The sequence below is a fragment of the Photobacterium sanguinicancri genome (assembly GCF_024346675.1).
GTDB lineage: Bacteria > Pseudomonadota > Gammaproteobacteria > Enterobacterales > Vibrionaceae > Photobacterium > Photobacterium sanguinicancri.
On record NZ_AP024851.1, the window covers coordinates 458,709 to 471,195 of the forward strand.

Annotated in this window: 11 protein-coding genes; 10 read left to right on the forward strand and 1 reads right to left on the reverse strand. The window is 42.1% G+C overall.

The annotated features are described in order from the left end of the window. Window positions 1-163 precede the first annotated feature (163 nt). Both OCU87_RS19000 and OCU87_RS19005 read left to right on the forward strand, forming a co-directional pair. Window positions 164-421 carry a YdcH family protein gene (locus OCU87_RS19000; protein ID WP_261859101.1) on the forward strand — a complete coding sequence of 86 codons (258 nt, stop codon included), beginning with the start codon at window positions 164-166 and terminating at the stop codon, window positions 419-421. Between the two features lie 517 nt (window positions 422-938). Then, window positions 939-2,939, forward strand: coding sequence for a hypothetical protein (locus OCU87_RS19005; protein ID WP_261859102.1), 2,001 nt, complete (start codon window positions 939-941; stop codon window positions 2,937-2,939). A gap of 206 nt (window positions 2,940-3,145) precedes the next feature. Here OCU87_RS19005 and OCU87_RS19010 read toward each other — a convergent pair whose 3' ends face one another. Next, complete coding sequence (locus OCU87_RS19010) at window positions 3,146-3,583, reverse strand: hypothetical protein (protein WP_261859103.1); 438 nt, start codon at window positions 3,581-3,583, stop codon at window positions 3,146-3,148. 280 nt (window positions 3,584-3,863) lie between these two features. Between OCU87_RS19010 and OCU87_RS19015 the strand changes: the two genes are divergently transcribed. The 8 genes from OCU87_RS19015 to OCU87_RS19050 all read left to right on the forward strand — a co-directional run bounded on the left by OCU87_RS19015 (window position 3,864) and on the right by OCU87_RS19050 (window position 12,470). Continuing rightward, a complete protein-coding gene (locus OCU87_RS19015; protein WP_261859104.1) occupies window positions 3,864-5,960 on the forward strand; it encodes a TonB-dependent siderophore receptor in 2,097 nt (698 codons plus the stop codon). 163 nt (window positions 5,961-6,123) lie between these two features. Then, window positions 6,124-6,903 carry a DUF3450 domain-containing protein gene (locus tag OCU87_RS19020; protein WP_062687857.1) on the forward strand — a complete coding sequence of 260 codons (780 nt, stop codon included), beginning with the start codon at window positions 6,124-6,126 and terminating at the stop codon, window positions 6,901-6,903. 1 nt (window position 6,904) lies between these two features. Then, entirely contained in the window at window positions 6,905-8,233 is a 1,329-nt protein-coding gene (locus tag OCU87_RS19025; RefSeq protein ID WP_261859105.1) for a MotA/TolQ/ExbB proton channel family protein, read from the forward strand. Next, window positions 8,233-8,787 (forward strand): MotA/TolQ/ExbB proton channel family protein, encoded by a 555-nt coding sequence (locus OCU87_RS19030; protein WP_094957511.1) that lies wholly within the window; start codon window positions 8,233-8,235, stop codon window positions 8,785-8,787. The genes OCU87_RS19025 and OCU87_RS19030 overlap by 1 nt, the downstream gene beginning before the upstream one ends. Next, window positions 8,787-9,191, forward strand: coding sequence for an ExbD/TolR family protein (locus OCU87_RS19035; RefSeq protein WP_048898951.1), 405 nt, complete (start codon window positions 8,787-8,789; stop codon window positions 9,189-9,191). The genes OCU87_RS19030 and OCU87_RS19035 overlap by 1 nt, the downstream gene beginning before the upstream one ends. Continuing rightward, window positions 9,191-9,805, forward strand: a complete 615-nt coding sequence (locus OCU87_RS19040) for an energy transducer TonB (protein WP_062687858.1) — start codon at window positions 9,191-9,193, stop codon at window positions 9,803-9,805. The genes OCU87_RS19035 and OCU87_RS19040 overlap by 1 nt, the downstream gene beginning before the upstream one ends. Next, the gene (locus OCU87_RS19045) at window positions 9,802-11,022 is read left to right on the forward strand and encodes a tetratricopeptide repeat protein (RefSeq protein ID WP_261859106.1); all 1,221 of its coding nucleotides are present in this window, start codon (window positions 9,802-9,804) and stop codon (window positions 11,020-11,022) included. Before OCU87_RS19040 ends, OCU87_RS19045 begins: the two co-directional genes overlap by 4 nt. Before the next feature lie 473 nt (window positions 11,023-11,495). Next, on the forward strand, window positions 11,496-12,470 hold the full coding sequence (locus OCU87_RS19050; protein ID WP_261859107.1) for an autoinducer 2 ABC transporter substrate-binding protein: 975 nt from the start codon (window positions 11,496-11,498) through the stop codon (window positions 12,468-12,470). The last annotated feature ends 17 nt before the right edge of the window (window positions 12,471-12,487 follow it).

Sequence of the window (12,487 nt, forward strand, 5' to 3'; positions counted from 1 at the left end):
GCATGTGATTTTACGTTAAAGATTGAGATAGATGGTCGTCAACGTGGTAGTGATACGTTTCGAAAGGTGAAAGTACGACTTCGTTAGTTTGTGTTATTAACCGCATTTATTTCAATAAATTACTTCTATACTGATGGGGAATCTAACTGAAGAGGGAACGCCGATGCTAAATGAAAACCATGCTTTTATCTTAGATTTTCCGGACCTTAAATTAGATATTGTTCAGCTTAACCATGATGATCCAACATTCAAAGCCGATCTTCAGCTGTATCATGAACTGGATTATGATATTCGCCAGTTGGAGGTATCTGGTAGCCCTGTTGACGATCAGAGTATGCATAATTTAAAACTAAAGCGTGTTGAACTAAAAGACTTGTTGCATAAGCAACTCATCAAACACCATGACAAGGCAAATAGCTAACTTGCTATGGTGATTAGATAAAACAAAAAAGACGTCTAAGTATTAGCAAGCATTAGGCGTCTCTAAGCCCAGTCTCATGGGTTATGCCCACAGTATTTCCTTACAAATACATAGTAAGGGTTCCAATATTCACAATACACGCTCTCAATATTAATTATACAAAATAATCACATTGTTTTTCTTCAAGTAGAATTGATATCACTTATTGTTGAATGCTGAATGGATTCTTATTTAGTTACTGATGCTATTAGATTTTTAGAATATAAACAGTATCGAAGAGGCTTTGAATGTTAATTATCTATTTAAACGTTATTAATCAATAAGTATAAAGAAATGAGCTTGGTTGCGTATGTGTAGTAGCCCTCCCGCTATCGAAGTATTGATAAATATAATTCACAGCGTAAAATAGCTGCGAGTCAGTAAGCAGTTATTAGCTAATCGGTAAATAGTTGTTTCTTATAAGAAGGCGTTTATACGCCTTTTTGCTGTTAGGAATATGGAAATAAAAGTAAATTATATGTATAGACACATTGTTACTCTGCTATTAACTGTCTTTATTTCAGCTTGTGGTGGCGGAGGAGATGAGAGTTCAGATGTTATTACAGTCTCGAAACCACCCAAAGCGACCAATGTAGCGCTGAAAGGTTCAGAGATCGATAATGGAATCCAATCAGGACAAGAGGTTATTGGCCAGTACACGTTTAATTCTGCAAGTATTCCCCCAGGGCTGGATGCCTCTATTGGTTTTTGGGAAACAGAATCAGGGACGAGTATTCATCGCGGGTTAAAATACCGTATTCCTCGTGATAATAGTCTTGCTGGTACTCGAATTCGCTTTTGCGTTAAGCCCTTCAATCGTATTGATAGAAAAGCAGGCAAGAAAGCTTGCTCCAAATTTGTATTAATAACACCTGTCTTTTTTGATCCATCTAGCCCTATGGTAAAAATATTATCTAATGCTTACACCCCTGAAGTGGTAGGTGGCGAGTTATTAACTTTTATCATAAATAAAAATGGCGATAGCGTTGATGGTGAGCATGGGTTTCGTTGGAAGCGAAATGGCCAAATTATATCTAATGAAAATAGTGATTCTTATTTATTGACGGTTGCTGATGAAGGTAAATACATATCTGTATGTATTATTAACCAAGTGACGAATACATTAATATCATGTTCAGAAGAAACGAATGCGATACAAGCTGCTGCTGGTATTATGCCATCTGTGTATCTTGAGCCTTTATCAGCAAAAGTTGAAGTCGGGCAAAATGTGTTGCTAGATTATCATTTTATTGATCTTGATAACGATAAGGAAGATATCGATACAACGTCATTTTCGTGGTTTGTCGATGATAACCTTATTGCAACAGATCAGTCATTGCTTGTTGATACATCTATGGTCCATAAAAAACTGAAAGGTTGTGTGACGCCTTATTCGTTAACTGGGTGGCCTAAATCGGGTGAGATGACGTGCACAGAAGAAGTCATTATCACATCTATCGCGGGTGATCTGCCTAGGGCGAATAATGTGGCAATAATGGGTCATCGTTTTGAAGGTAAAACGGTTGAGGGGAGTTATGATTATTTTGACCCGAACAATAATCAAGAAACCGCTAGCTTGTTTACATGGTCTATTATCAAAAACGGTCAAGAGACTGTCGTGGGCCAGGAACAAGGTTATACATTACAATCTGGTGATGAAGGTAAGGGCAATAAAATCCGTTTTTGTGTTGTAGCGCTAAATAACCAAGCACAAGGTATACCTGCGTGTGTGACTAAAAATATTGCTTGGGTAGATGGCGAAGGGGATTTTAGAGAGGGGGGCGCTGTTACCGCTAATCTTAAAGGTTTTCCTGAGTTCAGTCAGTCATATTGGTTGTCAGAGGGGCATCAAACTCCAGAACTCCCATTAGCACTAAATACAACACCTAATACCGTTTCAACATTAATAGTTGATGACGTACTGCCCGATTTCATTAACTTAAAGCCGATGAAGCTATGTTTATCATTTGATACCTCGCTACTCAATAGCGATGATATATGCCGCGAAATTCCGATTGGCAAAAAGTTGTCACGTTTCATTGCAATAGATGGCGATAAAGGCTCATCGGCTGCAATAAATATAAATCAGTCAATTATTACTCTTGATGGTTTTTATCGGTTATACCGCCCATATACTTGGTCTGAATTTAAAATTTTACCATCAGAGATCCGATCTCAATTCAGCAGCGCTGAAGCATCGCAGCTGACCAATAGTCAGGTTGAGGGGGTGAAAATGACCCCAGAAGATGCCAATAAATTTTGTTTGCTTAACTTCGGTGCTCCAGGTGTTGCAAGTCGTTATATTCATAAATACAACGGTGTTGGTGTTGGGCTAATGCATGGTTGGCCAGAAGACCTGCTTTCTCAAGACTTTATGGTTAAAGAGCCTGACGGTTTCTTTGTGGATAGTGAGGAGAAGTTTAGTGCTGTAGAATCGAATGAAAAATATGCTTTTTCTTGTATGTCGATTGTACAATAGCTGAATTTAAGGTATGGAATTAGTTGTTGGTTAAGTATTCAGGTGGTGGTTTTCTGGTGTGGAGAGCGCTCGCCTCTAATATTAACAGGATGAGTGTGAGTGCATATAATCACCAATAACGACCATACATTATTACGTAAAAAAACGGCCCTTTATTGGGCCGTTTTTTTATCTGTATTTAAGTTGTTTGTAAAACGACTTAATGATTACTCAGCTACAGTAATTACGTTTTTATAGTGTTTCGCACGTGCACGAAGAAAATCGACATCTGGCGGGAAGTCTTTATTTGATTTTGCATGGCGCATAACATCAAATACTTTAAATTCAGTCAGAATAGCATAGCGGTAAGGTTTAAAATCACCTTTGATTTGTAACGTAGGATCAAAGTACTCATCACCTCGCTTAATAATCGCGTGATCAACAACGTCACCTTCGTTTTCGCAGCGGTAACCTAATACATAACGATCGCCTTTCGTGAAGATTACATTCATATAGCTGTTATAAAAACTTTCGTCTTCTGTAGTCGTACAGCTTTCTAGTAGTTCTTCATCCATCGCGTTTACAGTTACAAAACGCATATTTTCAGGCTTTAGGTTTAAAGCCGCTAGTTCTTTATGAGCAGCTTCGAGAGTCAGTTGGGTCACTTTTTATACCGAATTATCAATAGAATCCCCTACATTATACATCTAAATTCAGCAAGTTCACCTTAAGAGTGTAGATGTGATAAAAGCATAAAAATGCCTTCTTGGCGTATTTAGGGTTTACAAAACTTTACGAATGCAAAGAATGTAAATTTAACTGCAAATAATAATGGTTATCACTAATATTTCGCTAAATTTTGCAGTGGCCGAAAGGCTGCGATGAGCCATCTAAACCCAAAAACAAAAATTAGCTCATTACATACTTATTTGGAGATAACGGATTATGTTTTCTAAAACTCAGCTGGCTTTACTTATTGGTGCAGTACTCACTGTTCCTGCTGCTTATGCAGAAACAACGCAAGTGGATGAGCACATGGTTGTTACTGGCCGTGATCACGGCTACAAAGCAGATACCAATACGACCGCAATGAAAATTGAGGCGACTCAGCTTGAAACCCCAGGACAAGTTACCGTTATTGATGAGCAAATCATCGATGAGCAACGTGCAAGTACGCTAGGTGACGTTCTAGCAAATGATGCAAGTATTGCAGCTGGTGGTGATAGTCGTAACCGTGAGCGCTTTTCGCTACGTGGTTTTGACTTGGAAGTATTGCGTGATGGTCGTAAGCACTGGTCTCACTATAAGCAGCCAATTGAACTTTTAGAGCGTGTAGAAATCCTAAAAGGCCCATCAGGTTTGCTATATGGCACTTCGGCACCAGGCGGCATGGTGAATATGGTTTCTAAGAAACCAACTTACGAAACACAAGTTAACGTAAGCCAAGATATTGGCTCAAATAATCATTCTCGTACAGTTGCGGATATTAGCGGTGCATTGAATGAAGATAAGACATTACGTGCGCGTGCTGTATTGTCGAAAATGACCGAAGATTCATGGCGTAAATATGGTGATGGCAGCACTCACTCAACAGAACGTTTTGTTGGTGGGCTATTTGTTGATTATGACTTTAACGATGATGTCACTTTGTCTGTTCATTATGATAATACGCACGACAAAGGCAGTGTAGATTCTGGTGCATTCGTTGTTGATGGTAAAGTTGTAAATGGCCGCGAACATATTTGGGATGCACAATGGTCAACTATAGAGAACCGTTCTGAAAACATTGGATTTGATGTTAATGCTCAGATTACTGATGCTTGGGCGGTTACAACAGGCTTTAATTATCAAGATTTCAATCGTCAAGATATCGAGAGTTTCCCTAGCCTATCTGCAGTTAACCCAGACGGAACGGGTTCAGTCACTCATGGTGGTTCAGACCGTAAAGATCATTGGGTACATCAAACAGGTTATGTTGATTTTGTTGGTAACTTTGACGCTCTAGGTGTATCTCACCAAATGTTGGTTGGTGCAAACTGGTTAGGCTATAGCTACGATAGAGATCAAATGAGCTTTAATAAGGTTTCGACAGATCCAAGCGAACCAGTTCCAACACCAACACCAAAACCATCGACAGGGAAGAAACCAAATCCAAGTCAGTCACATAGTCATTCCGATTCATACGGTGTCTATGTACAAGATATGATCACGTTTAATGATCAATGGCAAGCACTTGCTGGTGCTCGTTTTGACGAAACGCGTAGTAGTGGTCGTAAAGATAACGCTCTATCGCCTAAGCTAGCTGTGATTTACCATCCTGCAGAAAATGGCTCACTGTACCTGACTTATTCTGAAAGCTTTGAGCATCAAGGCGAGGTATCAGGCAGTGAATACGTGAATGATGGTCAACAGCTAGATCCTCGTCGTGGTAAGCTTTACGAATTTGGTACGAAGTGGAATCTACTAGACGATTCACTGTACTTAACAGGTGCGCTTTTTGATATTACAGAAGAAGGCCGAACGTTTGTAGAAGAACTTAGCAATGGCATGAAAGATATGACACAAGCTGGTGAACAAAATCACCGTGGTGTTGAAGTTTCTGCGCAAGGCTTTATTACTGAAAAGTTATCATTAAGTGCTTCGGCGATGTACCTAAATGCAGAGTACGTGAAATATCAATCACGAGGTACAGACTATTCTGGAAACCGTCCAGCAGACGTACCTGAATACTCAGCTAGTGTATGGTCTCGTTACAGCTTCGTGACTGGCACTGACATGAACTTAGGTGTGATTTACGTAGGTGAGCGTTTTGGTGATGCAGCAAATACCTTCCAAAAAGACAGCTACACGCGCGTAGATTTAGGTGTGGCACACACTTATAAATACGATGAAAAGCTAGACATCATTGGCCGACTAAACGTGGAAAATGTATTTGATACTGAATACTTTGGCGGTGGCGGCAGTAAAGATGGTGAAGGTTACAAAAACGTTGTTGTTGGCGAAGGTCGTAACTTCATGGCTTCAATTCAATTCCGTTACTAATCGAATTTAAGGGGAAAGCAGATGCTTTCCCCTTTATTTGTTTAAATGAGATTTGTTTTCAATTAGAATCGATATTGTTTTAAGCCCGGCTTGGTTCGGGATTCTTTATTTTTAGTTTTTATTATTTTTTCTATTACGTCATTTTATGTTTAAGAGTAAGAAAATGAAGGGATTTAAGCCTTCGCTAGTATGTCTAGCGCTGAGTATTGCCATGGGTGCACAAGCGAACAGCTTGGACAGTGCCCGTGCTGTCGAAAACAAGATCAACAAAGCTTCTGCTGTTAGTCAGACCAAAATTGATAAAAGTGCAGAAGCAGCTTTGACGATGCAGGCTGAAATTGAACAGCTTCAGGAAGAAGTGAAAAACCTGACAGTTTACCGTGATCACATGGCACGCTTAGTGGCGAACCAAGAGCAAGAGAGTGCGAGCCTAACCGATCAAATTCAGGGCATTAAAGATACGCGTCAAGGCGTGGTCCCTCTAATGTACAAAATGATCGATGGCCTAAAGGTTATCATTGCACAAGATAAACCGATTAAGCGTGACCAACGATTAGCACGTATTGCCAAGCTAGAGCTGATGATGTCACAAGCTGATATCAGTGATGCAGAAAAATACCGCCGTATTTTAGAAAGCTACCAAATTGAAATGGATTACGGCACTAAGCTGGGTGTTTATCAAGGTGAGCTTGCACTTACCTCCAGCGATACTATTGAAGCTGAACTGCTTTATCTAGGTCGTATCTCGCTAGTGGCTCGTAGCTTAGACGGCAAGCGATACTGGACGTGGAACGATCAAAATGCAGGCTGGCAAGCCCTTGATTCACAGTTCTCATCAGGGGTTGATAAAGCCTTCGCGATTGCAAACAAACAAGTCGCGCCAAGCTTGATAAACCTTCCTGTATCTTTGCAAGCAACAACAAATAACGTGGAGACGAAGTAACATGAAAATCAAAGCGTTAGTTGCAGCACTGTGCCTATTTAGCTTACCGCTTACGGCAACAGCGAATACCGAATTATTACAAAGCACTCAACAAGAGCAAAAAGTACAACGCGCACACGATCAAGCGCGTGAATCTGGCTTTAAGCACACAGAACAAAACATCAAGGCACAACGAAACGCCTTGATTGCACAGCGTAACCAGCTACAGCAAGAAACAGAACAGCTGAGCGATACCTTTAGTGATAATGAAAATAAACTCGCTATTCTTGAAGAGCATTTACGTTTAGAAACGGGCAGTTTAGGCGAGTTATTTGGTGTGGTTCGTCAAACCGCGAAAGATTTGAAAAGCGAGCTAGGTGCTTCTGTTACCGCCGCTGATCGTCACCAATACAACCATGTTATTGGCGATATTGTGGATGCGAAAGCCTTGCCATCATTACCTCAGCTAACAGGCTTGTGGTTAAGTATGGAAGAGCAGATTAAGGCAAGTGGTGAACTTGCTGATGTTAACGTGCCATACATTAACGGTGAGGGTCACAAATCGAGTGTTCATGCGTACCGTTTAGGTAGCTTAGGCATGATTGCCGATCACGGTTACATCGAATGGGATGGTGCTAAAAACACGGCAAAACCTTACTTAAAACAACCAGACAATGGCCCGGTATTTTCTGACTTTACTCAAGCAAACCAAGTCCAGTCGGTTGTGGTCGATCCATCGCGTGGCATGATGTTGGCGCAGCTTGCCAATGAACCCGATTTGAAAGATCGTCTCGCACACGGCGGTGTCGTCGGTAAGATTATTTTGGGCTTATTAGCTATCGGTGCTGTGATTGCGCTGTTCCGTGGCGGTAAATTGATGATGACTCGTCAACAGATCCGTACGCAGTTGAAAAATCCAGAACAGCCGGGCAATAACCCATTGGGCCGTGTTCTTTCTGTTTACAATAAAGAACAAAACCGCAGTGTTGAAGCGCTTGAATTGCGTTTGCTTGAAACTATCGTCGATGAGCAGCAAAGCCTAGAAAAAGGCCTATCCATGCTGAAATTATTAGCGGCATTAGCACCGATGTTAGGCTTGCTGGGTACAGTAACCGGCATGATCGAAACCTTCCAAGTGATTACTCAATTTGGTAACGGCGACCCTAAAGTGATGGCTGGCGGTATCTCGACGGCCTTGGTAACGACGGTACTGGGTTTGATCTCTGCGATGCCACTACTGTTAGCGCATAACGTATTAAGCACACAAGCTGAGAACATCCGTAATATCTTGGAAAAACAGGGCATCAGCCTCGTTGCTGAACAAGCCGAGAAAGTAGGAAAAGCAGCCTAATGGGATTCAGTCTTTCAGAAGCCTTGCATTCAACGGTTTTCGAAGCCTGGTGGTTGTCACTATCACATTTCATGGACCAAGGCGGCCTTATTTTATGGTGGTTGGCCGCCGTGGTTGTACTGTGCTGGTTGTTGGTGATTGAACGCGTCTTGTATTTATTTGTGACTTATCCTGCTCAGAAAAAGCAGTGGTTAGCGCAATGGCATCAACGTGACGATCAAACATCTTGGTATGCGCATGCTATCCGCGATGGTTGGTTAAGCGAAGCGCGTATCGCCCTTAATCAGAATCTGAATTTGATTAAAGTGTTAGTGGCTATTTGCCCTATGTTGGGCTTACTTGGCACGGTAACCGGTATGATCTCGGTATTTGATGTGATGGCAACGCAAGGTAGTAGCCAACCACGATTAATGGCATCAGGTATTTCTTTAGCGACTTTACCGACGATGGCGGGCATGGTTGCTGCGTTAGCGGGAATGTTTGTTCACGCACGTTTATCAAAAGCGTGTTTATGGCGTGAACAAAAACTAGAAAAATTATTAAGGAGCCGATGATGAGACTTAGTCGTCCATCTTCCGCACGTGAAGAAGCACAAATCGATATGACTTCCATGTTGGATATTGTATTCATCATGTTGATTTTCTTTATTGTTACTAGCTCTTTTGTGCGCGAATCAGGTGTCGAAGTGAATCGCCCACAGGCAAGTAATGTTGTGAGCAAAAAAGATGCGGGCATTTTTGTTGCTATCACTTCAGCTAACGATATTTACATTGATAAGCGTGTTATCGATGTAGAGCGTGTGCAAGCCACGTTAGAGCACTTGCTGCTCGAACAACCAGAAGCCTCATTAGTGATTCAAGCGGACGAACATGCTTATAACGGCACAGTCGTTAAAGTGATGGATGCGGCAAAAGGTGCGGGTGTTAAGAGTATTGCATTGGCTGCGGAGAAGAGCTAATGCGTCGATTATTGATCGCTTTACCTTTAGCGGTTGTGGTGACTTTGGGCTTGTTCACGTTTATGGCATGGATGGTCGATAACGGCCATCGAGGTAAACCTGAGTCAGGTGAAGTCTTAGCTTTTGATATGGTGATGGTCGAGCAAGAACGCGATGCGCAGCGTCGTCAACGTGCCGTACCTGAAAAGCCTGATACACCAGAACCACCGCCAGAAGCAAAACCGATGGCGAAAGCACAAGCTGTTGCGACCTCGATGCCGAACACACCGACCTTAGCACTAGATATGGCAGCGACAGGTGTAGCGATTAGCATGCCTGAGTTTTCTGATTTTGGCGCTAATCAACAAGCGATGCCGCTCTATCGTGTCGAGCCCCGTTATCCTGCTCGCGCCTTGAAACAAGGTGCTGAGGGTTTTGTGGTGATGTCGTTCACCATAGATCCGCAGGGTAGGCCAACGGATGTCGCTATATTAGATGCAAAACCACGTCGCTTATTTGAAAAAGAAGCGATTCGAGCACTGCGTAAATGGAAGTACCAGCCTAAAGTTGTTGATGGTAAGGCGATTGCGCAAGTTGGACAAACGGTAAGACTGGAGTTCAAATTAAGCAAATGATCAAGACATTAACTAAAACCTTAGTGCTACCTTTAGGCGTCGCACTTGGCCTTGCTTTTAGTAGCAATATCGCCACCGCAGGTGAACAACTGTCGCAATATACGGCGGGCAAAGTTCAGCGTGCACATCAATTGCAGCAGGACGAAAAAACAGCAGAAGCGATTGCGTTATTAGCGGGTTTAACGCCGTCAAAAGCTTACGATAAAGCTTTTGTTCAACGTATGCTCGGGGTTTTTTATTGGCAACAGGGTAATACTAAACTAGCGATTAGCAATTTAACTCGAGCGGTTGATAGTGGTTTGTTGCTCGATGAACAAGCGTGGATCACTCAACGTATGCTGGCTGATATCTTGTTATCGAATGAAGAATTTAAACAGGCGCTACCGCATTACTACGCGTTAACCAAGTCTATCCCTGAGAATCAAAAAGCCGATGAACTGTGGCTACGTATAGCGCAGTCTCACTATCAGCTTGAAGATTGGAAGCCGGTATTATCTGCGATCAAGCGCTATGAAAGCCTACATCGTAAAGATGAAGTTCAGCCGTTAACAATCAAGTTGGGGGCACAGCTTCAGTTGCAACAATGGAAGTCATCATTACCAACTTTACAGCGCTTGATTATCTTAGAGCCGAATAAGTTGGTTTGGTGGCAACAAACGGCTGGGATTCAATTACGTCTGAGCCGTTCAAAAGATGCATTAGCTACTTTAGCGTTGGCTAAACGCCAGGGTGTCGAGTTGAGTCAGCAAGATCTTCGCACTTTAGCACAGCTTTATGCTCAGCAAGGTATTCCTGAACGAGCAGCTAAGTTATTAGCTGAACTTGATAATGCGCAAGCGGATGCTCAGCTGTTAGCCGATCAAGCCTCTTATTGGCAAATGGCGAAAGAGTGGGATCAATCTATTCGGTATTGGCGTTTAGCGGCGGCCAAAAACAATAAGCACCGTTGGGCGCTGGCACAGTTGCTATTGCAAGAAGGTAGGCATAAAACGGCATTGAAAGAGCTCGATAAAGTGTCAGGACGAAAATCAGATGTCGAGTTAGCGCGGGTACGTGCTTACTACAAACTGGAATCGTTTGAACAAGCACTCATTCATGCTAAACGTGCCAACAATATTAAAGCGAGTCCTGCGTCAAAAAGCTGGATTAAGTATTTAACGCAGATGCGTAAAATGCAGCAATCACAAGTGAATGAGCCACAACTGACAGCAATTTAATAGCAAGCGTCCTTTCTATCTTGTGCTTATGTAATAAAAGCACAGTTAACATCATCTCTGTTTGTATAACTTCTGAAGCTCCCTCGACACTTGTCGGGGGAGCTTCACGTTTATTTGAGATAAAATGTAACACCAATGGAAAAATCAGACCTAAATCATAATTGAGAACTTTATTATTAACGGCAAGCTAGAGACTAAACGTCTTAAATGTTTTCGCTTAATATTAAATCGCCAAATGTTAGCGTTATGTATACAGAGTGATCTGTTTTCGTTTCATTTCTCTTGTTTTAGTTTGTTTAAATTACGTCAGACTTTCATTTTAACATCTTGTTAACGCCGCGATATCCGTGTCATTACCTTAATGTGCCCCTGTCACACATTGTAAGTATCTTCCAGTTTGTCCTTGTCTAATCCCCTATATTCCCTTCATCGAATCTCCAATGCTCTACACACATAATAAAGGATTGATAACGATGAAAAAGGTTTTGTTCAATGTTGCTGCCCTTACACTTGCTTTAGCTACGGCAGGCGTTCAGGCAAAAGACTATGAAATTGTGAACGTCGTGAAGGTGTCTGGTATCCCATGGTTCAACCAAATGAACAAAGGTATCGATCAAGCAGCTGTTGATTTTGGCGTGAATGCGCGTCAACTTGGCCCATCAACCCCAGATCCTGCTCAGCAAGTTAAGATCATTGAAGATCTGATTGCGAAAGGGGTAGATGCAATCACAGTTGTACCTAACGATGTGACGGTTTTAGAGCCTGTATTTAAGAAAGCTCGTGAGAAAGGCATTATTGTCCTAACTCACGAATCACCAGATGGCCACAGTGCAGACTGGGATATTGAAACCATTGATAATCAAGCTTATGCCAAAGCAACCATGGATGAGCTTGCTAAAAATATGGGCAAGAAAGGCGGATATGCGGTGTACGTTGGCTCGTTAACTGTACCATTACATAACAACTGGGCAAACTTAGCGATTGATTACCAAAAAATGGCTTACCCAGATATGTATGAAGTGACCAGCCGTATGCCGGTTGCAGAGAGCATTGATGCATCATATGCAGCGACCAATGACTTAATGAAAGCGCACCCAGATATGGCGGGTATCGTTTCTTATGGTTCACTAGGCGCTATTGGTGCGGGTGAAGCGATTAAGAAGAAACGTGCTAAGAACAAAATGACCACAGTCGGCATCATGATGCCAAGTCAGGCTGCACCATATTTGATGCGCGGTGAAATTGATAAAGGTTTCTTATGGAACCCAGCGGATGCGGGCTATGCCATGGTTGCTGTTGCTAAGCAAATGCTGGATGGCAAGAAAGTGGCTGACGGTGTGACTATCGACAACCTTGGTGTGGCAGAAATCGATAAAGAAAAACGCGTGATCAAGTTTAACAAAATCCTTGAAGTGGATAAGTCAAACGCACGTGAATTAGGTTTCTAACCGATATTTCTGTAAAC